The sequence below is a fragment of the Pseudoalteromonas thalassia genome (assembly GCF_049257215.1).
GTDB lineage: Bacteria > Pseudomonadota > Gammaproteobacteria > Enterobacterales > Alteromonadaceae > Pseudoalteromonas > Pseudoalteromonas lipolytica_C.
This window is the reverse complement of record NZ_JBMMUE010000004.1, coordinates 165,258-189,416: the sequence shown is the minus strand read 5'-3', so window position 1 is coordinate 189,416 and position 24,159 is coordinate 165,258. Positions and strand designations below refer to the sequence as shown.

Genomic DNA, 24,159 nt, shown 5'->3' with positions numbered 1-24,159 from the left:
CCAAGGATTAAATGATTATAATTGTCAGTCCATGCAAGAACTAGGATTATTTACCTATGAATCAACCAAGACGACATCAAAAGGTGTGCGATGTATTTTCGCAAAAGCTCGTTTCATGTCCTGCGCATACGCCCTTGGTTGATGCCGTAAGGTTGATGCATGTGCATGGTGTAACCGCCATTTTTATTAAACATGAAAAGTCGATTGTTGGTATCTGGACTGAAGCTGATTGTTTAAAGGTAGATATAACTAATCCCACTTACAAGAATCTTGCAATTCACGAAGTGATGTCGGCACCGGTTATCTCAGTGCCAAGTCAGTATCCAGTAAGTGATGCAACATTACGTTTTCAACAACACGGTATTCGTCATTTATTGGTAATTGACGATAATAGCCAGCCTTTAGGGATGTTGAACCTTTCTGATATCGTTCACAACCAAGGTTTAGACCACTATCTGCAGTTTAGGCCCATTCATGAACAGTATTGTACAGAATTAGAAGTGGTTGATGCAGATACGCCTATTGAGAAAGTGGTTGAACTGATGCGCATGAAACACCTTGAAAGTGTATTGGTTTATAATCAATCACTTGAAATTTATGGCATCATTACCCAGCGTGACATTGTTGAGTTAATTTTACAAACTGAGTGGTTAAACCCATGCTGGGAATACGCGAGTTATCCACTTATTGAAATTGATAATAAAAGTAGTCTTTTTGATGCTTATCGAGTCATGACAGAACGCAATGTGCGTCATTTGGTGGTCAGAGACACCGCTATTTGTGGAGTGATTTCATTTGCTGATTTAATAACAGAGATTGAGTCGGCTTATTGCTGCGAGCTTGAGCGAGCGATTGAACAGCGTGACATTGCTTTGCAAAAATCACAGCGAAACCTTTTTCTTGCAAATAAAATTATTGATGCCTCACTCGATGGCATTATGTTAACCCGTAAAGACGGCACTATTATTCAAGTTAACCCTGCTTTTACTAAACTGACTGGCTTTGCTGAGCATGAAGTTATTGGCAAGCGGCCCAACATTTTAAGTTCAGCAAAACATAGCCGTTCCTTTTATCAAAAAATGTGGCACGCCATTGAATACGAAGGGGTTTGGCAAGGAGAGATCTGTAATCGTAGAAAAGATGGCGAAGAGTATGTTGAGTGGCTAACGATCATTCAGATCAAAGATCCCAATTTTGACGAAGTGCTCTATGCCGCTATTTTTAGTGATATTACAGAGCGCAAACGTGCCGAAGAAAAGATTGCCCAACTTGCCTATTACGATGAGCTGACTGGCCTGCCTAATCGGCGTTTGTTTCATGATAGGTTATCAATTGCATTGAGTGCTGCAAAACGAAATCATGACCTACTGGCGGTGATGTTTATTGATTTAGATCGCTTTAAAGAAGTGAATGATAGTTTAGGACACGATGCTGGTGATAACTTGCTTGAGCAAGTTGCAGAGCGAATTTTATCGATCCTTCCGGATGGAGATACCTTGGCGCGGTTAGGTGGTGATGAGTTTGTTTTACTATGTGAAGTAAATCGTATTGAAGACTTGCTAAACTTTGCTGAGCAAGTACTTCAACAAGTTAGTATGCCTTTGGCTATTAACGAGCATGTTGTGGCCATTACAGCATCGATTGGCGCAGCGGTTTACCCTGATGATGGTGTGGATAGTGCTACCTTACTTAAGCACGCCGATATTGCGATGTACCGTGCTAAAGAAGTTGGTCGTAATTCATTTCAATTATTCAAACCTGCGATGAATGCGCGCTCTTTAGAGAGACTTGCAATGATGAGCCGGTTACAAAATGCGATTGAGAGTGATGAGTTTGAGCTGTATTTCCAACCTAAGCAGCAGTTAACTTCAGGCAAAATTTTAGGGGTAGAAGCACTCCTTCGTTGGCACGAACCAAGTTTAGGGGTGATTTCTCCAGCAAAGTTTATTCCCTTGGCTGAAGAGTTAGGCCTTATTGTAAAGCTAGACTTGTGGGTGATAGAAGAGGCTTGCAAAGAGTTAGTTAATTGGCAGCAACAAGGCATTGAAGCAGGGCGCTTAGCCATTAATATTTCAGCGAATCATTTACGTCAGGGGCAACTTGCGTCGAATGTAGAGCGGTTACTTGAGCACTATGAGGTTAACCCCTACCAGTTAGAGATAGAGCTCACAGAAAGCTGTTTTATTAGTCACTTTAGTGAAGCGAAACAAGAACTCATGGCACTGAAAAAACTCGGTGTGCATATAACTCTAGATGACTTTGGTACGGGTTACTCTGCGCTTAGCTATTTGACTAAATTGCCAATCGACACACTAAAAATTGATGCCAGTTTTATCGCTAAAGTGCCTGATGAATACGGCAATAGTGAAATTGTAACGGCAATCGTCACATTAGCTAAAAGCCTTAATATGCATGTGGTTGCAGAAGGGGTTGAGAAAATAGAGCAGTTAAATTACTTACGTTCACTTAACTGCGATACTATTCAAGGTTATTACTATTGCCGCCCAATTACGAAGCAGCAATGGTATGCCTTTTACCTCAATACCGAAAAAAGTGCCTAAGCTAGGCTAATTTCGTAAGAAGTAAACTTACGAATATTAATGACGCCAGTATCAAAAATTAAGTACTGGCCTTTAATACCTTTTAAAATACCCGATACTTCTGGCGCTTTATCAAAATTGAAAGAGCTGATTTTGCTAGGGTATTCACTCACGGGATACTCTAGCTCAACAACATCTTCATCTAGTTTTTCAATGGCTGTGGCCCCAAATAGCTCAGCGAGTTCACTGAGTTTTTCATCAATTTGTGGGATAAGCTCTTTGGCAGCGGCTTTCAAATCAATTGCTTCTGATGGGCCTTTTAGCATGTTTCGCCAATTCGTTTTATCAGCAATAAACTTGGCTAGTGCAACTTCAACTAATCCTGATTGCAAGCGAGTTTGTACTTTAAAAATAGGCAGTGCTTGTGTTGCACCTTGGTCAATCCAACGCGTTGGAATTTGTGTATGGCGAGTAATCCCTACCTTTAACCCTGATGTATTCGCTAAGTATACATAGTGTGGGATCATACAGTTTTCTTCGCCCCATTGTGGCTCGCGGCAGGTACCTTTATCGAAGTGGCAGGTTTCAGGCTTCATAATACACATATCACAGCTAGCTAATTTGCGCATACATACAAAGCAGTGTCCTTGTGAGTAACTCTTTTTGGTTTTTTTCCCACAGTTACAACAAAAAATATTGCCCGTAAACGTAAGTGTTAGTGGCTTACCAATATAGTCATTTAATGAAACTAGCTCATCACCAATAGGTAATTTATATTCGACTGGAGAGGTGAGGGTCGACTTTAATTTTCTGAGCGTACCTTGCATCTTCACTTGGCCCCTAAAGATGTTAAAAGAGGCAAGTGTAACATGGTCTATTTAAATTGTGTGGCAATAAACGTTAGATACTCACTTAATGGTAACGCTTTGCTGTAATAATAGCCTTGGCCTTGATCTGCGCCCATTTTTATAAGCATCTGTTCTGTTTCTTTATCTTCTATGCCTTCAATGGTGATATTCATATCGAGGTTATGGGCCATATCAATGGCTGTTTTCACGATAACTTGGTTGTTGTCGTTAGTTGTTAAATCAAGGGTAAATGATTTATCTACCTTGATAGTGCTAAATGAATAGTTAACCAGATAATTGAGCGATGAGTAACCTGTACCAAAGTCATCTAAAACCACTTGGCTACCTAGTTTATTGAGCTCATTGATGAAAGATACCATTTCATTATGGTTTTTAATTAGCGCGAACTCGGTAAGCTCAAACTTTAATTGGCTGGCCATAATGCCATGCTTCATGATGGTATTTTCAACTTTTTCAATAAGCTTTGGAATGGTGAGATTTTTGGCACTTAAATTAACACTGACTGTATGGTCACGATAACCATGCTGATTAAGGCTTGCAACACTTTGACAGGCTTGATCAATTACCCATAAGGTAAGCTCGTTTATTAGCCCTGTGCGCTCAGCTAATAGGATCAGCTGCTCAATATGGATCTCTTTATCGGCGCAAGGCCAGCGTAATAAAGCTTCTGCGCCTGCCACTTTGCCTGTATTTAAGTTGATAATTGGTTGCAGGTAGATAGCTAAATTATTGTTTCGAATAGCGTGTTGCAGTGCAGCAGCTAAACTTAGATTCATATCTACATGAGGTTTTGCATGTTCAATATTATATTGAGGTCGTTGAGACAAGCTTAAGTAACCACGCTGTAACCAGGCATCAAATCCGTCGTCAGCAATCGGTTCTGCGACACTGCAGCGATAGTTAAGTTGTAGATCAAGACCCAAAATGCTGTATTGTTTTGGCAACTGTTTCGATAAGTCGTTAAGCTCTGCATAGAGCTCCTCTGGTGGCTGAATCTTTGTAGAGATAAATGCCAGTATTCCGTTTCCTAAGTCTGCTATTTTAGGGCTGTTATCGAGGGCTGATTCAAGGTTAATGAATTGCCTATGTTTACTTACTTGACGTTCTAGTGAATCAGCAACTGTGATGATGATATGACTGCTTTGTGTTGAATTTAGAATATTCATCAGTGCAGTGAATTGCTCTATCTTTATAAGGCACAGATTAGCTGATCTTTGTTGTTTTCTCAGAACCATATAAGCTTGTTTGAGCATGGCCTGATTTAGAAGTTGTGTTTGTTGAGTATGAGTTGCGTGATAGAGAGCTTTCTCTCTTTGATAGCGTACTCTATCTGCTAGAGCCATAGCCATTAATACAATCTCGCATAAAATAGCGACTAAAAATATATGCCTAACGGTAAAGCTATAAGGGATAAAGCCGGTAAGTTCTAACGGTTGAATTGCTGCGCCAACAATCAGAGGGACCCATGACATCACATAAAATTTTGCCCACCGAAAGCCACTCACTAATTTTTTATAAATCATGCAAATACATAAAATGTACAGCGGTACCATAATGGCAAAGAAAATTTTTGATGAGTGGTATTCGAGCATAAAAAAGCTAATTAAGCTTAAGCTGAACAGTAGGGCTAAAAAGCTGAGACTAAGTTTATATAAGCGGCAATTGTCTTTGTGGTAGCGTAAAAACATGGTGCAAAAAGCAACGGTAAAAAAGGCAATAGCGTAGTTACTAAATACCACCTGTTTATTTAAAAATAACTGCCACGATAATGGCCAGAGATAAAAGCCAAAGCCGAGCACTGAGCCCATCAATAACAGCGCCGAAATAATATAGCCTATGTAAATTAGGTATACACGATCTCGTATGCCAAAAAATAACACTAGGTTATAGAGCGCAGCCATGATCAGCACACCAATAAAAATTCCCCATACACCTACTTGTGCGCGAACTAAGTCTTGAAATTCATTTTTACCATAGATGTTAATAGGCGTTTTACTGATCCCCACGGTATCAACTTTAATGATGATGGATGTTTGCTCATTACCATTAAGAGTGAAAGACGTATGTGGGGTACTGTATTTAAATAGGCTTAGATCAGGTACTTTATCGCCTAACACTGTTTTTTTAATAAGCTGTTGTTGTGTGTTTACACGGTAAACAGTGAGGTAATCAACCATAGGGTTATCAAAGTGAATAATGAGATCAATCGGCTTCGTTTGACGGTTTTCTAAGTCGAGTTTTAACCAGTAATCTTGAGCGCCTAAATGCCACTCAATTTGCGAGAATGGCTTTTTTATAAGTTGTTCTGGCTCTGCAAGAAATTGGTTAAGGGTGAGAGATTTGCTTTGGTCAATACGATAAGCCATTTGAGAATACACTGGCGCTGTCTTATCAATTGTATAGCGAGTTGGACTGGCCAGATGCGCGCACAAATTGGCGATGATAAAAAACAAAGTAGCAAGAATAAAAAAAGAAACAAAATTATATTTCAATGCTTTATTATTCAAAACGCGTTCTTTATCTAGTTAATTATTCTTAATAGTGTAGCATTAAAAAAGCGCAGATAAACTGCGCTTTTAAGAGAAATAAGTTTTAACTTACTTACTTTTGTTCGCGAGCAATAGCGCGGTAAGCGATATCAGTACGATATTCCATGCCTTCCCAGCTGATTTGATCAACGAGTTTATAGGCACGTTGTTGCGCTTCAGTTACAGTGTTACCAAGTGCCGTTGCACAAAGAACACGACCGCCAGCCGTTACTACGTTATCACCGTCTTGCTTAGTACCTGCGTGGAATACTTTCTCACCTTCAGGGTAAGTAACTTGCAAGCCGTTGATAGTGTCACCTTTCGGGTAGCTATCAGGGTAGCCTTTAGCTGCTAATACAACACCTACAGCTGCGCGCGGGTCGAACTCGATATCTGTTTTATCTAGCTCTTCACGGTTAGCCGCTTCGATTAGCTCAACAAGGTCAGACTTAAGACGAAGCATCATAGGCTGTGTTTCTGGGTCACCAAAACGACAGTTGTATTCAATCACTTTTGGCGTGCCATCAGCGGTGATCATTAAACCTGCATATAAGAAACCAGTGTATGGGTGGCCTTCTTTTGCCATACCTTCAACCGTTGGGTTGATCACTTCGTTCATAATGCGTTGGTGAATTTCATCAGTCACTACTGGTGCCGGTGAGTATGCGCCCATGCCGCCAGTATTCGGACCTTGGTCACCATTGTAAGCGCGTTTGTGGTCTTGGCTGGTTGCAAATGGTAGTACGTTTTTGCCATCAACCATGACGATGAAAGAGGCTTCTTCACCTTCTAAGAACTCTTCGATAACTACACGGCTACCCGCTTCACCGAAGCTGTTGCCTGCTAGCATATCGCGAATAGCTTCTTCAGCTTCAAGTTCAGTCATCGCAACGATAACGCCTTTACCTGCTGCTAAGCCGTCAGCTTTAACAACAATTGGCGCGCCTTTTTCTTTCAGGTAAGCAAGCGCAGGTTCGATTTGTTCAAACGTTTGGTAATCAGCTGTTGGAATATCGTGGCGTGCTAAGAAGTCTTTGGTGAACGACTTAGAGCCTTCTAACTGTGCTGCACCAGCCGTTGGGCCGAAGATAGCCAGACCGTTTTCACGGAATGTATCAACGACACCTAAAACCAGCGGTACTTCAGGGCCAACAATGGTTAATTCAACGTTGTTTTCTTTTGCAAAAGTAACTAAACCAGCTAGGTCTTCAACATTGATAGCTACGTTTTCAAGTTTTGGCTCAAGTGCAGTACCAGCATTACCTGGAGCGACGAAAACGGTGTTTACTTTACTATTTTGTGCAGCCTTAAACGCAAGAGCGTGTTCGCGGCCGCCACTGCCGATGACAAGTACATTCATGGCGTATAATCCTATTTAAAGCGGTTTTTTAAACTTCAGCGTCATACGATCACTTTCACCAATCGCTTTATACTTCGCGGCATCTTGCTCGCCTAAACGAAGGCTTGGTGGTAGTGTCCACACCCCTTTAGGGTGATCTGCTGTATCAAGAGGGTTTGCATTAATGTCACTGCTTGCCACTAGTTCAAAGCCAGCTTGTTTTGCAATATCAATTACATAGCTTTGCTTCATATAACCTGATGATTTCTGATCTTCATCGCTGCGCGACTCAGGAAGGCGGTGTTCAACTACGCCTAATGTGCCGCCCGGCTTAAGTGCTTTGTAAAATGCTTTAAATGCACTCAACGCGCCTTCTTTATCTTTACCCATGTACCAGTTATGAACATTTCTAAAGGTTAAAACAAGATCTGCGCTACCCGCTGGTGCAATATCTAGATGTGTTACTGGCGCAAATTCAGTCAGTTTAACTTCACTGAAGCGCGCGTCTTCGCTCATCTTTTTCTTAAAGCCAGCTAATGAACGTTGGTAATAACCTACTTCAGAATCTGCTGGGAAATGTGCCGCGTAGTAAACACCATGGCCTTTTACAGCTGGCGCAAGGATTTCGCTGTACCAACCACCGCCTGGTGCAATTTCAACGACTGTCATATTTGGCTTAAAGCCAAAGAAATCAAGTGTTTCAACTGGGTGGCGGTATTGATCGCGAGCGCTATTTTTAGCATCACGTTCGCTTGATTGTACAGCACTTGTAAGCGCTGATTCATGGCTGTGGCTTAAAGCCTGTGCTGATGTTAGTGCAAGGCCTGCAACTAGCAGTGTTTTTACGGCAAATTTCATCATCTATTCCTTCATTATATGGGTCATTATTATTAGTAATCAGAATACGTGAATTTGTGGCAAACAAAAAGGGCTAAACTTTTCGCTTAACCCTTTGTGTTATTAGTGACGGAAATGGCGCATACCTGTAAATACCATTGCCATACCAGCTTCATCAGCTGCAGCGATAACTTCCTCATCGCGCATTGAACCACCTGGTTGAATAACTGCTGTGATGCCAGCCTCTGCTGCTGCATCAATACCGTCACGGAATGGGAAAAATGCATCAGATGCCATAACAGAACCTTTCACTTCAAGGTTTTCGTCAGCGGCTTTGATACCTGCAATTTTCGCCGAGTAAACACGGCTCATTTGGCCTGCACCAACACCGATAGTCATACCGTCACGTGCATACACAATCGCGTTAGACTTAACGAATTTAGCTACTTTCCAGCAGAATAATAAATCTTTTAATTCTTGCTCAGTTGGTTGACGCTTAGATACAACTTTAAGATCGCTCTGCGTTACCATACCTAGGTCGCGGTCTTGAACCAAGATACCGCCATTAACACGTTTAATGTCGTGACCTGTTGCATTACCAGACCATTCACCACATTCTAATAAACGTACGTTTTGTTTTGCAGAAACGATCTGTGCAGCGGCTTCAGAAACTTTAGGCGCAATGATAACTTCAACGAATTGACGAGAAACAATTGCTTCAGCTGTGTCTGCATCAAGTTCTTTGTTGAATGCGATGATGCCACCAAATGCTGATGTAGGGTCAGTTTTGAATGCACGGTCATACGCTTCAAGAATGTTGTCACCAATTGACACACCACAAGGGTTTGCATGTTTTACGATAACACACGCTGGTACGTCGAATTCTTTTACACATTCTAATGCTGCGTCAGTGTCAGCAATGTTGTTGTAAGAAAGTGCTTTACCTTGCAGTTGAACCGCAGTTGCAACAGATGCTTCTGTTAGGTCGTTTTCAACATAAAAAGCGGCGTCTTGGTGTGAATTTTCACCGTAGCGCATATCTTGCTTTTTAGTAAACTGCATGTTGATAGTGCGTGGGAATTTAGTCTCTTCAGCAGCTTCTTCTGTGTAATCAGGAACCATTTTGCCGAAGTAGTTTGCAATCATGCCATCGTACTGAGCAGTGTGCTCGTAAGCTGCAATTGCAAGGTCAAAACGTGTTTTATACGTTGTTGAACCGTTGTTGTTTTGCATTTCGCTGATTACACGGTCGTAATCTTTTGCATTTACTACGATAGTTACGTCTTTATGGTTTTTCGCCGCAGCGCGAACCATAGTAGGACCACCAATATCAATGTTTTCAATTGCATCTTCTAGACTGCAGTCTTCTTTCGCAACAGTGTTTGCGAAGGGGTATAAGTTAACTACAACGATATCGATAGCAGAGATGTTGTTCTCGCTCATTACGTCTTCATCTTGACCGCGACGCGCTAGGATGCCGCCGTGAATTTTTGGATGAAGTGTTTTTACGCGACCATCCATGATCTCAGGGTGACCAGTATGGTCAGATACTTCAGTGACTTTAATGCCGTTATCAGCAAGTAATTTGCAAGTACCGCCAGTTGATAAAATATCTACGCCTTGAGCTTCAAGAGCGCGAGCAAATTCAACGATACCGGTTTTATCTGACACACTTAATAGTGCGCGACGAATTGGACGATGTGTATCCATTGTAGTTTTGATTACCTCAATGTTTGAGCTAGCTTAGAAAGGCGGTATTTTAACTGAATATTGCTGAGAAAACGATGTTTAAAGCGTGAGGATTTTGCATAGTTTTTAACAGCAATAAAAAAAGCACCCTAAGGTGCTTTTTATTCAAAACTTTTATACCAGTTGTAATGGGGGAGTAAGCGTTTATTAGCACGATGAATATGCAGGCTTACTATCAGTCCATTAAGACGGGTATCAGTTCATGCCGTATTTTTTAAGCTTTTTACGTAAAGTACCACGGTTGATACCTAGTAAGATTGCTGCACGAGTTTGGTTACCACGCGTGTACGTCATTACTTCTTCAAGTAATGGTGCTTCTAGCTCAGAAAGAACAAGGTCGTACACGTCTTGAACGTCTTGACCATTAAGTTGCTTTAAGTAGTGATGAACAGCTTTTTTCACTGCATCACGCAACGGCTGTGGTTTCTCGTGTGACTGTACATGAGGGTTTGTGATAAATGGAGAAGTCACGTTTTGTTCGAACATCGTTATATGTCTCTTTCTTTCTTAGTTAGCTGCTAGTGTTTTAAAGTATTCTTCTAATGCGTCGACTTGTGCCTGTGGGTTATCTAACGCATTAAATACTCGCCTAAACTGACCGTCACTGTCATGGGTTTGCAAATACCAAGATACATGCTTTCGAGCGATACGCGCTCCCATTGGCTCCCCGTAAAACTGATGAAGATTATCTAAATGCTCCATCAAAATGCTACGCACCTCTGCAATTTCAGGTGCTGGCAAATGTTCTCCAGTTCGCAAATAGTGGTCTATCTCCCTGAATATCCAAGGGCGACCTTGGGCGGCTCGACCAATCATAATGGCATCTGCACCCGTATAATCCAAAACCTGCTTTGCTTTTTCTGGTGAAGTAATATCACCATTGGCAACCACAGGGATAGACACTGAACGTTTAATATCCTTAATTGTGGCGTACTCAGCTTCACCTTTATACATACATGCGCGTGTACGCCCATGTACGGCCAATGATGCTATGCCATAACGTTCAGCGATTCTCGCAATCTCGACACCATTACGGTTTTCCTGATCCCATCCGGTACGGATTTTTAATGTGACAGGAACATCTACGGCATTGACTACCGCATCAAGTATCTCTTCCACTAATTCAGGAAACTGTAATAAGGCAGAGCCTGCAAGTTTCTTATTCACTTTTTTAGCTGGGCACCCCATATTGATATCTATGATCTGTGCGCCATTGCTGACATTGAATTGTGCTGCCTGCGCCATAAGCTCAGGATCGGCTCCGGCGATTTGCACCGAGCGAATTCCCGACTCACCGCTGTGATCCATACGGTTCATCGATTTTTCGGTTTTCCATACTTTCGGGTTTGACGAGAGCATTTCAGAAACAGCAAGGCCAGCACCTAAGCGACGGCAAAGTTGTCTAAATGGTCTGTCTGTAATGCCTGCCATTGGCGCGACAATTACGTTGTTCTCAAGTTGGTATGAACCGATACGCACGTTATTCAATTGGCCTCTTTTCAAGGGGCGCTAAGTTTACGGTTTTTTTTGCAAAAATCAAAGGCTATAAATTGAACAAAAGTGACTTTTTTTTGCCCTTTTCGTATTGACTTTTGATAACAGTTTGACGAGTAGGTTGATTTGTTTGTTATTTGAACAAAAATAATTTTGCTTGTACAAAGGCGAGAAACTGCTGACTGTAAAAATAAGGTAAAGCCTGTTAAATACTGGCTTTACCTATTAGCTTAGAGTTAATGCTCTAGAGAGGGTTAAGCCTTCTTCGTGCCACTAACTCGGGTCCATTCACCTTCAATAGCAATCTCATCAAGTGCTAAAAACGGGGCATAAACGTCCGCTACAGACTGAGCTTGCTCTTCTAAAATACCTGACATAGCAATTTTACCATTCGGTTTTAAAAGACCTAAGATCACTTCATGTAGTTCGCGAAGAGGCTGAGCTAAAATATTTGCAACGACTATATCGGCAGTAAACTCTGGTTGATCTTCTGGTAAATAGACTTCAAGTTTATCTGCGACACCGTTACGCTGTGCATTATCACGGCTTGCTTCAAGTGCTTGAGGATCAATATCGATGCCGATCATACGCTCAGCGCCAAGTTTGATCGCGGCTATTCCTAAAATACCCGATCCACAACCAAAATCGACTACGGTTTTACCTGTTAAATCTTGGCTTTCAAGCCATTTTAGGCAAAGAGCCGTGGTTGCGTGCGTCCCTGTACCAAAAGCAAGGCCTGGGTCGAGTAATACATTAACAGCATTAGGATCGGGAATATCACGCCAGCTTGGACAGATCCATAAGCGCTCACCAAATTGGATAGGGTGGAAGTTATCCATCCATTCACGTTCCCAATCTTTATCTTCAAGCTGTTCTATTTTATAAACGAGCTTATCGGCAAGGGTTGCTTCAGCTTTTAGAGTTTCTACCACGCTGTCCATGTCATGGTTAGCGTCATAAAGACCAATCACAGTCGTATCGGCCCATAGTTGAACAGTGCCAAGCTTAGGTTCATAAATAGGGGTATCTTTGGCGTCAACATAAGTTACTGACGCGCTGCCAGTGTCCATTAATAAGTCGCTGATTAATTCTGCGTTGTCAGCGTTTGCATTGATGCGAATTTGGATCCAAGCCATGAATATCTCTCGAATAGAAAAAAGGCCGCAACAGCGGCCTTTTAGTTAATAATGCGATACTAAGTTACTTAGCATCTAAGAAGCTTTTCAGTAAGTCTGAGCGAGAAGGGTGACGTAATTTACGTAACGCTTTCGCTTCGATTTGACGAATACGCTCACGTGTTACGTCAAACTGTTTACCTACTTCTTCTAATGTATGGTCAGTGTTCATATCGATACCAAAACGCATACGTAGTACTTTAGCTTCACGTGCTGTTAAGCCCGCTAGTACATCGTTCGTTGCGCCACGTAATGATTCCATTGTTGCAGAATCAATAGGTGAATCGATTGTGGTATCTTCAATGAAGTCACCTAAGTGCGAATCTTCATCATCACCGATTGGTGTTTCCATCGAAATTGGCTCTTTCGCGATTTTAAGTACCTTACGGATCTTATCTTCAGGCATTAACATACGCTCAGCTAATTCTTCTGGGCTCGGCTCACGACCCATCTCTTGCAGCATTTGACGAGAGATACGATTTAGTTTGTTGATCGTCTCAATCATATGCACAGGGATACGGATGGTACGTGCTTGGTCAGCAATCGAACGTGTAATTGCTTGACGGATCCACCATGTTGCATAAGTTGAGAACTTATAACCTCGGCGGTATTCGAACTTATCAACCGCTTTCATTAGACCAATGTTACCCTCTTGGATAAGGTCTAAGAATTGTAAACCACGGTTGGTGTATTTTTTCGCAATCGAGATAACAAGACGTAAGTTCGCTTCAACCATTTCTTTTTTCGCACGGCGAGCTTTCGCTTCACCAATACTCATACGACGGTTGATGTCTTTAATTCGCTCGATACTTAAACCCGTGCTTTCTTCAATTGCACGTAACTTGCTAATGCAACGGATGATTTCTGGTTTAACTTCTTCAAGTGCAACCGAGTATTTCTCGTTTGCAGCAATTTCAAGATCAATCCAGCTAGTATCTGTTTCGTTGTTAGCAAAATGCTTGATGAAGTTCTTTTTCGGTAACTTCGCAATTTGTACAGCTTGTTTCATGATGATACGTTCTTGTACACGAACACGGTCCATCATTTCACGCATGTTGTTTACCATGCGGTCAAACTGTTTAGGAACTAACTTAAAGGTTTTAAATAGTTCGCCAATTTCTGCAATAGCTGCTTGTGAATCTGGGTGAGCACGGCCTTTTGCTTCAAACGTATCACGTGCTTTGTTGTAAAGCTCACGTAAGTTTTCGAAGTGAATACGTGCTTCTTCAGGATCTGGACCTGTATCACCATCGCTATCATCATCGCTATCGTCATCGTCGTCTTCATCGTCAGCTTCGTCGTCTTCGTCGTCAAGCTGCTCTTCGTTTAGCTCTGAACCGATGTGTGTAGCAGAAATTTGTGATTCGTCTTCATTATTAGGATCAAAGAAACCAGAGATAATGTCGCTTAAGCGCATTTCTTCGGCTTCAAACTTATCCCATTGCTCTAGTAGATAAGTAATTGCTTCTGGGTATTCAGCAACAGAAATCTGAACTTGGTTGATACCTTCTTCAATACGCTTAGCGATAACAATTTCGCCTTCACGTGTAAGGAGTTCAACAGTACCCATTTCACGCATGTACATGCGTACAGGGTCGGTTGTTCGACCGATCTCTTTTTCTACAGTCGCAAGTGCAGCGGCCGCGGCTTCTGCTGCGTCTTCGTCTGTCGTTGTTTCTTGCATCATTAATTCATCAGCATCAGGCGCATTTTCGCTAACCTTGATACCCATGTCATTAATCATGCTAATGATATCTTCTACCTGATCTGAGTCGATAATGTCTTGTGGAAGGTGATCATTAACTTCTGCAAAAGTTAAATAACCTTGCTCTTTACCTTTTTGAATCAGAAGCTTTAATTGTGACTGAGGAGTTGGATCCATAGAGATTTATTCTTCCACTCTGAAAGTTGATACAACAGGCGCCAGCTCGCTTACTAAATAAGCGACACGAAAACTAACTAGACGCAGTGAATAGCACAGTATAACAGAATTATTCAGTTCTGACTAGCTGTTGCTACCTTTTAACGCTTGTGTTAGTAACAGACATTCTAGCCTTTCTTCGCTGCTTAAGCCTTGGGTCTTGTCTTTTATTAATAGGGTCTCTAGTCGATAATTTAAACACTGGTCTTCAATAAATTTAAAAGTATTTTTAAAAACTGTCTCTAAACGATCGTCATTTATTTGGTGCTGCCAAGTCGCTAATTTAATCAACGCATCGTACTCTTGGCTACCTCGGAACGATTCTAAAATTTGTGCCGTGGTGATACCTTGTCGCTCAAGCGCTAAATGCTGAATGCGTAAAAATAACTCAATACCGGCAATTTTCATTTCAGCAAGTTCTGGCATATAAGCAATGCTTGTCGCGAGATTTGGATGCTGTAATAAAATTCCGATAGCTTGGCGCATTGGCGTTATTTTAAATTTACGCTCAATAGCATGCTGTTGCTTTGGAGTCTTAACACGGTTGTTTAATTGTTCTCTTGTTCGACCAATTAAACGGCCTAAATGTTCCAAAATATTTTCTTGATAAAAATCACTTGGGATTTTTTCAATTAATGGTAAGGCATCACTGAGTAGCTTTGCTTTACCTGCATCTTGAGTTAGGTCAACTTCTTGGCTGAGCTTATTAAATAATACTTTACTAAAGTCGTCGGCATCGCTCAATCTTGCTTCAAAGGCATCTTTACCTTCTTTTTGTACCAGTGAATCTGGGTCTTCACCGTCAGGTAAAAATACAAATTTTAATGATTTACCATCGCCAAGATAAGGTAGTGCATTCTCAAGTGCACGCCATGCTGCATCACGACCAGCACGGTCACCATCGTAACAACAAATCACTTTATCTGTGGTTCTAAATAAAGTGTGCATATGTTCTGCGGTTGTTGCTGTACCAAGGGCTGCAACGGCATATTCGATACCTTGCTCAGCCAAAGCAACCACATCCATATAACCTTCAACAATCAAAATATGGTCAAGTTTTTTATGTGCTTGTTTTGCTTCGTATAAACCATAAAGTTCAAAGCCTTTATGGAAGATGCGTGTTTCTGGTGAGTTGAGGTATTTAGGCCCTTGATCGGCTTGCATGACTCGGCCACCAAAGGCGATAACCCGACCGCGTTTATCGCGAATAGGAAACATGAGTCGATCACGGAAAAAGTCAAATTGGCGACCAGGCGACTTTTCAGAAGCAAGCTTTAGCTCTACTAACTGCTCTTTTTGTTCTTTGTTACGGCCTAGTTGCTGGCATAACGCCTCCCATTCACTAGGCGCATAACCAATCATGAATTTTTTCGCTGTTTCACCGCTTAAACCACGCCCTTTGATATAGTCGATGACCATTTTAGAATTAGCATGATGCTTTAATTGATGTTGATAAAAGCGGGCAGCGTGTAACATTAAATCGTAATCAGAGCGCTTTTGTTCGGCAGTGCGTTGAGGACCTGAGCTGCCACCTTGTTCACGAGGCACGTCTAAGTTGAGCATACTCGCTAGCTCTTCAATGGCATCAACAAATTCTAGTTTGTCGTATTCCATAACAAACGAAATAGCATTGCCATTAGCGCCACAACCAAAGCAGTGATAAAACTGTTTATCCTGGGAGACAGTAAAAGAAGGGGTCTTCTCGTTATGAAAAGGACAACATGCTTGGTAGTCTTTTCCCGCTTTTTTTAAGCCAACTTTTGAATCAATTAGCTCCACAATATCTGTACGAGCGAGTAAATCATCAATAAATTGTCTAGGGATTTTTCCGGCCATAGCTGTTGTTTTTTCCTGCGCTATCTATGCGTTTTAAAATAAGATTTGAACACAAATACGGTGTTTATGAAAGACTAAAAGCAAGAAACCGAGCACTAGGCTCGGTTTGCTTGAATCATACATCTGTATGTGGGGGTTAGGCAGTTAATCGTTGCTTGATTAAGCCAGAAATCTTACCTAAATCGGCACGACCTTCAGCTTTGCTTTTGATAACTCCCATTACCTTACCCATGTCTTGCATACCCGCTGCATTTGTATCAGCAATAGCCGAGTCAATAAGAGCAATGATTTCTTCTTCACTCAATTGTTGAGGCAAGAATTCTTCAAGTGCTTTAATCTCATTGGCTTCAATTTCAGCTAAATCTTCACGACCCGCATCAATGTACTGGGTGTAAGAATCGCGACGTTGTTTTACAAGCTTTACTAAGACAGCGGTGATACCGTCGTCATCAAGTGTAATTTGCTCGTCAATTTCACGTTGCTTGATTGCTGCAAGTACCATGCGGATTGGCTTAAGACGTTCTTTGTCTTTTGCCTTCATCGCATCTTTTTGCGCATCTTTTAGCGTTAATAAAAGGCTCATTTATACAAGACCAAATACTGATTAGTATAATTTAACGCGACGTGCGTTATCGCGAGAAAGCTTCTTCATGTGACGCTTTACTGCAGCAGCTTTTTTACGCTTACGCTCAGCTGTTGGTTTTTCATAGTGCTCGCGACGACGAACTTCTGAAAGGATACCTGCTTTTTCACATGAACGCTTGAAGCGACGAAGTGCTACGTCAAACGGTTCGTTCTCTCTTACTTTAATTACTGGCATTAAAAATTCACCTACCTAAATAATGAGCGTTGCTCAAGTTGATCGAATAACGATCAAGTGGTTCAAAAATGGTGCGGTATTGTAATCCGAAGCAACACCACATGTAAAGGATAATATTAACAGAATCTAAGTCGGCAAAACAGTGCTAATTTGTTTCGCGTTGATACAATCTACAAATGACTTGGCCTGCAGTTTTTTCTTTTAAAAGCAGCCAGTTATCAGGAATGTCTAAATTACTAAGCTCACTTTCAACCTCTACATAGATAAGAGCTTGCTCAGTTAACCAGTGATTTGATTCGAGCAAAAAACAACTTTTTTCGGCTAAATTCTGACGGAATGGTGGGTCAACAAAAACCAAATCAAATTTATCGTTCTCAGCATTATTATTTAAGAGTGTTAGGCTGTCCCCATGCTTTACTGTGGCATTTTTAAGTTGCAAAGTAGCGATATTGCTATTCAACTGCGCCGTTGCGCTTTTGTCGAGTTCGAAAAATACCGCGCTGGCTGCAAAACGAGAAAGAGCCTCAAAACCAAGCCCTCCAGAGCCGGCAAAACAATCGAGTACGGCTGCGTCACGTGTATCTTGCATTAGCCAGTTAAATACAGTCTCTTTAATACGATCTGTGGTCGGACGTAAGCCCTGCACATCTTTTACGGGCAGTTTTCTGCCACGGAATTGACCACTAATGATACGAATAAAGCCATTGGCTGTTTTATTGTTAGCGGCTTTAACTGGGCGTTTAGCTGTTGATTTTTTTCTCATTTAACTCACTAATCATTGGTAACTGACCACTTGCTCAGATAATATTGTAAGCAATGGCTAGCGTGTCATTTTTCTAAAGCGCTAAAAGTGTTAGTATTGCGACCCTAGCGATAGATGGTATCCGTTTTAGTTTGGCTAAATTAGCTGGACTACCACCAAACTATTATTCATGTAAGTTTATCAGATTTTTATAAGTGGTTATTAGCAAGTATGGCAAAAAAAAGTAAATTCTTGTCTTGGTTTGGTTTTGGCAAATCAGAAAAACAAAAAGCAGAGCAAACAGCGACTGAGGCTGATAACCAGAAGCAATTAGAAGAACAACAGCGCATCGCTGCTGAAAAAGCAGAAGCTGAACGTTTAGAGCAAGAGCGTATTGCTGCCGAAAAGGCCGAGGCGGAACGTTTAGAGCAAGAGCGCATCGCTGCTGAAAAGGTAGAAGCTGAACGTTTAGAGCAAGAGCGTATTGCTGCCGAAAAGGCCGAGGCGGAACGCTTAGAACAAGAGCGCATCGCTGCTGAAAAGGCTGAGGCTGAACGTTTAGAGCAAGAGCGCATCGCTGCTGAAAAAGCAGAGGCGGAACGTTTAGCTCAAGAGCAGCAAGCGGCAGAACAACAACGGCAAGAACAACAAGCTCGTCTTGCTGAGCAAGAAGCAGCAATGAAATTAGAGCAAGAACGTGCTGCAGCAGAACAGGCGCAGCGTGAAGCTGAGCAACTTGCAGCAGAAAAACGCGATGCTGAACGCTTAGAACAAGAGCGTATTGCTGCCGAAAAGGCCGAGGCGGAACGTTTAGAGCAAGAGCGCATCGCTGCTGAAAAAGCAGAGGCGGAACGTTTAGCTCAAGAGCTGCATGCGGCAGAACAACAACGCCAAGAGCAACAAGCTCGTCTTGCTGAGCAAGAAGCAGCAATGAAATTAGAGCAAGAACGTGCTGCAGCAGAACAGGCGCAGCGTGAAGCTGAACAACTTGCAGCAGAAAAACGCGATGCTGAACGTGCAGAGCAAGAACGCATTGCTGCCGAAAAGGCTGAGGCTGAACGCTTAGAACAAGAACGAATTGCTGCAGAACAAGTAGAGGCGGAACGTTTAGAACAAGAGCGTATCGCTGCCGAAAAGGCAGAGGCGGAACGTTTAGAACAACAGCGCATCGCTGCCGAAAAGGCAGAGGCGGAGCGCTTAGAGCAAGAACGTATCGCGGCAGAAAAGGCGGAAGCTGAACGCTTAGAACAAGAACGTATCGCTGCCGAAAAGGCAGAAGCGGAGCGCCTAGAACAAGAGCGTATCGCTGCCGAAAAGGCAGAGGCGGAGCGCTTAGAGCAAGAACGTATCGCGGCAGAAAAGGCGGAAGCGGAGCGCTTAGAACAAGAACGTATCGCTGCCGAAAAGGCAGAGGCGGAGCGCTTAGAACAAGAACGAATTGCTGCAGAACAAGCAGAGGCGGAACGTTTAGAGCAAGAAAAAGCTGCTCAAGCTGCGGCTGAAAAACCAAAGAAAGAAGGTTTCTTCGCACGCCTTAAAAAAGGCCTATTAAAAACTCGCGTTAATATAGGTTCAGGCTTTGCGTCTATTTTTAGTGGTAAGAAAATAGATGATGAGTTATTTGAAGAACTAGAAACACAATTACTGACTGCTGATTTAGGTGTTGATACAACAATGAAGTTGATTGATAACCTAACTGATGCAGCAGACCGTAAGCAATTAAAAGACGGTGATGCGCTTTACGAGCTGATGAAGCAAGAAATGGCAAGCATGCTCAAAACGGCTGAGCAGCCGCTGGTTATTCCTAGTGACAAAAAACCATTTGTTATCTTAATGGTAGGTGTAAATGGTGTTGGTAAAACCACCACGATTGGTAAATTAGCTAAGCAGTTCCAAAACGAAGGTAAGTCAGTGATGCTTGCAGCTGGTGATACTTTCCGAGCTGCAGCGGTTGAGCAGCTACAAGTGTGGGGCGAGCGTAATAGCATTCCGGTTATTGCCCAGCACACAGGTGCAGACAGTGCGTCAGTGGTATTTGATGCATTTCAAGCTGCAAAAGCACGTAACATTGATGTGTTAATCGCCGATACAGCAGGGCGCTTGCAAAATAAAGACAACTTAATGCAAGAGCTTGAAAAAATTGCTCGTGTAATGAAAAAAATCGACCCAGATGCGCCACATGAAGTCATGTTAACTATTGATGCTGGCACAGGGCAAAATGCAATTAGCCAAGTTAAACTATTTAATGAATGTGTTGGTTTAACTGGGATCACTTTATCTAAGCTTGATGGTACAGCTAAAGGTGGTGTGATCTTCGCTGTTGCAGATAAATTTAATATTCCAATTCGTTACATTGGTGTTGGTGAGAGTATTGATGATTTACGTACATTTAATAGTAATGACTTCATTGATGCACTATTCAGCCAAGATGAGGACGATGCATAATTAATTAAAAGGGAGCGTGCTCCCTTTTTCGCTGCAAGATGATTGATAATTAAAATGATAAATTTTCAGCAAGTCAGTAAAACATACCCAGGTGGCCACCGTGCCCTTGAGAAAGTTAGTTTTCATATAAAGCCTGGCGAGTTAGCCTTTTTAACGGGTCACAGTGGCGCAGGTAAAAGTACCTTGCTAAAGCTCATAAGTTTGATGGAGCGACCATCGGCAGGGCAGGTACTTATTAATGGTGTAGACTTAAACGCTGTTAAATCGCGGCAAATACCTTATGTGCGCCGCGATATAGGGATCATCTTTCAGAATCACCGCTTATTAGAACGTTACTCTGTGTTTGATAATGTTGCTTTGCCTTTAATAATTGAAGGGACGCATCATAAACAAATTGCAAAACGAGTAAATGGTGCGCTTGATAAAGTGGGCTTACTTGATAAAGCCAAATGTAATCCTGCGACACTATCGGGTGGTGAGCAACAACGTGTTGGTATAGCCCGAGCAATCGTCAACTCACCCCCGATTCTACTTGCCGATGAGCCAACGGGTAACTTAGATCCTGAGCTTTCTATGGATATTCTGCGTTTGTTTGAAGATTTTAATAACCACGGTACTACAGTGCTTATTGCGACTCACGATATAGGTCTTATTGCACGCATGCGCTATCGCAGTTTAACGCTCAAAGATGGTCGTATGATCGAAGACCCGTTAGCTGAGGGGGCACTATGAGTTTATTATTTAAAAGCCGGCCTAGCCAAAATGAGCGCCAAAAAAAATCACTTTTAGCAGCGCCGTACTTCTTTATTCTTAACCTTATTCGTCAAGGTATTCACAGTTTGGGTGAAATGTGGCGAACGCCTCTTGCTTCGTTAATGACCATTGCGGTATTGGGGTTAAGTTTAACGCTCCCTGCGACACTTTATTTAGTAGTCAAAAATGTCTCACAAGTAAGCAGTGGCTTTGAAGATGCAGCAGAGATCTCATTGTTTGTTAAAGAAACTATGACAGAGCAACAAACGCAAACTTTAGTTAAGCGTTTAGCACTCTACCCAGAAGTTGATAAAGTGGAGTTTATTTCAAAAGGTGATGCCCTCACTGAATTCAAACAAGTATCAGGATTTGGTCAAGCACTTGAGTATTTAGACGCTAATCCGTTGCCAGATGTTGTGATTGTTACGCCTACAGCACGATACCGTCAGCCGAATACAGCCAAGCAATTACTGCAAAAGCTGGAAGCCGAAAGAGAAGTTGATTTTGGTAAGCTCGATATTGCTTGGCTTGAACGCTTAAATGCACTTTTAAGTTTATTAAAAGAAAGCGTTATTACCATTGCTCTACTATTATTAACTTCCGTCACTTTGATCATCGGTAACACTATCCGATTGTCAATTATGGATAAGAAAGATGAAATTCAAGTGATGAAATTAGTTGGCGCAACGAACACCTTTATTCATGCGCCATTTTTATGGACAGGGATTTGGTACGGCATTATTGGTGGTTTGTTCTCTTTTATTTGTGTTGCTTTAATGATGTGGTGGCTAGGAGCTGCGGTGAGTGAAGTGGCTGGCGTATATGAAACAAGCTTTGATTTAATCGGATTAACTTTGGCTGAGTTTGCTATTTTAGTTGCTCTTGCAACTGGATTAGGATTTGTTGGTTCTTACTTATCTGTAAACCGTTATATAAAAGAAATAGAACCTGATAAAGTTTAGCTAGTCGTATTGAGCGCTATAATTTTAGCGCTTTTTACTGTCGTTAATTTGTCATATTTAGCCGTTATGCTGTTTGTTTAGGTTTTGAATGGATACTCTATTTACCTTTCAAAACGCCTAAAAAGCTAGAATTCATCGCTTATTCAGCGCCTTAAAGTAAAATAAAATTATCTTAAAAAAACCACTTGATTTGAACTTTAAAAAAGTTTTTAATTCAAGTTAGCACTCTCGCTTAAAGAGTGCTAAGATGGTTTCAAATGTTTATCACTGAGGTGAAAAATGAGTAAAGATTTATACGCAATGGCACTTACTGCAGGTCAACAGAGCGCAAGTATGGACGGCTACCTTCAAGCGGTTAGCACTATTCCTATGCTTGATGCAGAGAAAGAAAAGCAGTTGGCGACACGTCTTCAGGAAGAAGGTGATCTTGAAGCTGCGAAGCAACTCATTATGTCGCATCTACGCTTTGTTGCTCATATTGCGAAAAGCTATTCAGGTTATGGCTTACCGCAAGCTGATTTAATTCAGGAAGGTAACATCGGTCTGATGAAAGCGGTAAAACGTTTTGACCCAAGTGTAGGTGTTCGCTTAGTCTCATTCGCAGTACATTGGATTAAAGCTGAAATTCATGAGTACGTACTGAAAAACTGGCGTATCGTGAAAGTTGCAACAACAAAAGCGCAACGTAAATTATTCTTCAACCTACGTAAAAACAAAAAGCGTTTAGGTTGGTTTAACCAAGCTGAGGTTAGCACTGTTGCTAATGAGCTAGGTGTAAGCGAAAAAGAAGTACGTGAGATGGAATCACGTATGAGTGGCCAAGATATGGGCTTTGACTTAACGGGCGACGACAATGACGACGCACCGACAAGCACATACTCGCCAGTACAATATTTAACAGATGGCAGTGCTGACCTTGCTGACGATATCGAAGAGCAGCAATGGCAAGAGCAATCTCATGCTCGTTTATTCAGTGCGTTAAAAACCCTTGATGAACGTTCACAAGACATTGTAAGTGCACGTTGGTTAGCTGATGACAAAGCAACACTGCAAGAACTTGCTGAGAAATATAACGTTTCAGCAGAGCGTGTTCGCCAGCTAGAAAAAACAGCGATGAAAAAACTGCAATCAGCAATGAGCTAATAGCAATCGCTATAGCAAACCATCTTTAGTAGACTACAAAGCCTCGCAAATGCGGGGCTTTTTGTTTTAAGGACGCGGTATGTCACAGATTGATTATCAACATGTATTAGATGAAATCACAAAAGAAGTTCAGCCATTACTGAGTCAAGGTAAGGTTGCTGATTATATCCCTGCACTTGCAGAGGTTGAGCCAAACCAGTTCGCTATTGCGATTCATACCGTGGATGGGAAAACCTACTGTGCGGGTGATTGTGGTGCACGTTTTACTATTCAATCTGTTTCTAAAGTAATGACCTTAACCTTAGCACTTCAGCGTTATGGTGATGAGCTGTGGCAACGAGTCGGAAAAGAGCCTTCAGGTACTGCCTTTAACTCACTAACACAGCTTGAATTTGAACAGGGTATACCACGCAACCCATTTATTAACGCCGGTGCTATTGTCACCTGTGATGCTTTATATAGTCGTTTATCAGCACCGATGCATTCAATGCTTGAGTCATTTCGTCAGTTATCAGGGAATCCTCAGGTTGTTATAGATAAGAAAGTCGCAAATTCTGAATATGAGTTTCGTCACCGTAATGCCGCCATGGCGCATTTAATGAAATCATTTGGCAACTTTAATAATGAGGTTGATGATGTGTTATGGGCCTACTTTAACTTCTGTGCCATTGAACTTAACTGTGTAGAATTAGCAAAAGCTTACAATTACTTAGCGAATCAAGGTAAAGATGCCAGCGGCAATAAAGTGCTCAGCGCCAGACAAAATAAGCAGTTAAACTCGTTACTATTTACCAGTGGTTTGTACGATGCTGCGGGAGATTTTGGCTACCGTGTTGGCATGCCGGGTAAGTCAGGGGTATCGGGTACTATATTAGCTGTGTTACCGAATCAATTTACTGTGGCTGTTTGGGCGCCAAGGCTTAATTCGTATGGTAACTCAGTAGCTGGGATAGCCGCTCTTGAGCGTTTATCCCAGAAACTGGATATTTCGATTTTCTAAAAGCGG

19 protein-coding genes are annotated in these 24,159 nt (G+C 41.9%); 6 read left to right on the top strand and 13 right to left on the bottom strand.

Annotated features, from left to right (window positions below; all coding sequences use genetic code 11):
* Positions 1-56: 56 nt before the first annotated feature.
* Positions 57-2,561 carry an EAL domain-containing protein gene (locus AAEU31_RS07055; RefSeq protein WP_135926111.1) on the top strand — a complete coding sequence of 835 codons (2,505 nt, stop codon included), beginning with the start codon at positions 57-59 and terminating at the stop codon, positions 2,559-2,561.
* On the opposite strand, the gene AAEU31_RS07050 is transcribed toward AAEU31_RS07055, so the two are convergent.
* The 13 genes from AAEU31_RS07050 to rsmD all read right to left on the bottom strand — a co-directional run bounded on the left by AAEU31_RS07050 (position 2,558) and on the right by rsmD (position 17,871).
* On the bottom strand, positions 2,558-3,367 hold the full coding sequence (locus tag AAEU31_RS07050; protein WP_421966912.1) for a DUF2797 domain-containing protein: 810 nt from the start codon (positions 3,365-3,367) through the stop codon (positions 2,558-2,560). The genes AAEU31_RS07055 and AAEU31_RS07050 overlap by 4 nt on opposite strands.
* Before the next feature lie 47 nt (positions 3,368-3,414).
* Complete coding sequence (locus AAEU31_RS07045) at positions 3,415-5,916, bottom strand: EAL domain-containing protein (RefSeq protein WP_421966851.1); 2,502 nt, start codon at positions 5,914-5,916, stop codon at positions 3,415-3,417.
* 94 nt (positions 5,917-6,010) lie between these two features.
* On the bottom strand, positions 6,011-7,297 hold the full coding sequence (gene purD, locus AAEU31_RS07040) for a phosphoribosylamine--glycine ligase (RefSeq protein ID WP_253038250.1): 1,287 nt from the start codon (positions 7,295-7,297) through the stop codon (positions 6,011-6,013).
* Between the two features lie 15 nt (positions 7,298-7,312).
* A complete protein-coding gene (locus AAEU31_RS07035) occupies positions 7,313-8,134 on the bottom strand; it encodes a class I SAM-dependent methyltransferase (protein WP_135926107.1) in 822 nt (273 codons plus the stop codon).
* Positions 8,135-8,236: 102 nt separating this feature from the next.
* Entirely contained in the window at positions 8,237-9,823 is a 1,587-nt protein-coding gene (gene purH / locus AAEU31_RS07030; RefSeq protein ID WP_295507588.1) for a bifunctional phosphoribosylaminoimidazolecarboxamide formyltransferase/IMP cyclohydrolase, read from the bottom strand.
* Positions 9,824-10,057: 234 nt separating this feature from the next.
* The gene (fis, locus tag AAEU31_RS07025) at positions 10,058-10,348 is read right to left on the bottom strand and encodes a DNA-binding transcriptional regulator Fis (protein ID WP_002957804.1); all 291 of its coding nucleotides are present in this window, start codon (positions 10,346-10,348) and stop codon (positions 10,058-10,060) included.
* Positions 10,349-10,369: 21 nt separating this feature from the next.
* Complete coding sequence (gene dusB / locus AAEU31_RS07020; RefSeq protein ID WP_171040393.1) at positions 10,370-11,341, bottom strand: tRNA dihydrouridine synthase DusB; 972 nt, start codon at positions 11,339-11,341, stop codon at positions 10,370-10,372.
* Positions 11,342-11,610: 269 nt separating this feature from the next.
* A complete protein-coding gene (gene prmA, locus AAEU31_RS07015) occupies positions 11,611-12,492 on the bottom strand; it encodes a 50S ribosomal protein L11 methyltransferase (protein ID WP_135926104.1) in 882 nt (293 codons plus the stop codon).
* 64 nt (positions 12,493-12,556) lie between these two features.
* The gene (rpoD, locus tag AAEU31_RS07010) at positions 12,557-14,413 is read right to left on the bottom strand and encodes an RNA polymerase sigma factor RpoD (protein WP_135926103.1); all 1,857 of its coding nucleotides are present in this window, start codon (positions 14,411-14,413) and stop codon (positions 12,557-12,559) included.
* Between the two features lie 123 nt (positions 14,414-14,536).
* Positions 14,537-16,288 carry a DNA primase gene (gene dnaG, locus AAEU31_RS07005; protein ID WP_135926102.1) on the bottom strand — a complete coding sequence of 584 codons (1,752 nt, stop codon included), beginning with the start codon at positions 16,286-16,288 and terminating at the stop codon, positions 14,537-14,539.
* Positions 16,289-16,424: 136 nt separating this feature from the next.
* A complete protein-coding gene (locus tag AAEU31_RS07000; protein WP_062568695.1) occupies positions 16,425-16,871 on the bottom strand; it encodes a GatB/YqeY domain-containing protein in 447 nt (148 codons plus the stop codon).
* Between the two features lie 21 nt (positions 16,872-16,892).
* On the bottom strand, positions 16,893-17,108 hold the full coding sequence (gene rpsU / locus AAEU31_RS06995; protein ID WP_002957797.1) for a 30S ribosomal protein S21: 216 nt from the start codon (positions 17,106-17,108) through the stop codon (positions 16,893-16,895).
* A gap of 145 nt (positions 17,109-17,253) precedes the next feature.
* Positions 17,254-17,871, bottom strand: coding sequence for a 16S rRNA (guanine(966)-N(2))-methyltransferase RsmD (gene rsmD / locus AAEU31_RS06990; protein ID WP_295507584.1), 618 nt, complete (start codon positions 17,869-17,871; stop codon positions 17,254-17,256).
* Positions 17,872-18,081: 210 nt separating this feature from the next.
* Here rsmD and ftsY point away from each other — a divergent pair, with 210 nt between their 5' ends.
* From ftsY to glsB, 5 genes are all read left to right on the top strand, one after another.
* Positions 18,082-20,295 carry a signal recognition particle-docking protein FtsY gene (gene ftsY / locus AAEU31_RS06985; protein ID WP_421966850.1) on the top strand — a complete coding sequence of 738 codons (2,214 nt, stop codon included), beginning with the start codon at positions 18,082-18,084 and terminating at the stop codon, positions 20,293-20,295.
* A gap of 54 nt (positions 20,296-20,349) precedes the next feature.
* The gene (gene ftsE / locus AAEU31_RS06980; RefSeq protein ID WP_135926099.1) at positions 20,350-21,027 is read left to right on the top strand and encodes a cell division ATP-binding protein FtsE; all 678 of its coding nucleotides are present in this window, start codon (positions 20,350-20,352) and stop codon (positions 21,025-21,027) included.
* Positions 21,024-22,010 (top strand): permease-like cell division protein FtsX, encoded by a 987-nt coding sequence (gene ftsX / locus AAEU31_RS06975; protein ID WP_135926098.1) that lies wholly within the window; start codon positions 21,024-21,026, stop codon positions 22,008-22,010. Before ftsE ends, ftsX begins: the two co-directional genes overlap by 4 nt.
* A gap of 279 nt (positions 22,011-22,289) precedes the next feature.
* Positions 22,290-23,153, top strand: a complete 864-nt coding sequence (gene rpoH, locus AAEU31_RS06970) for an RNA polymerase sigma factor RpoH (protein ID WP_054551048.1) — start codon at positions 22,290-22,292, stop codon at positions 23,151-23,153.
* A 79-nt stretch (positions 23,154-23,232) separates the two neighbouring features.
* Positions 23,233-24,153: a glutaminase B gene (gene glsB, locus AAEU31_RS06965; RefSeq protein ID WP_199527376.1), complete on the top strand. Its 921-nt coding sequence runs from the start codon at positions 23,233-23,235 to the stop codon at positions 24,151-24,153.
* Positions 24,154-24,159: the final 6 nt, after the last annotated feature.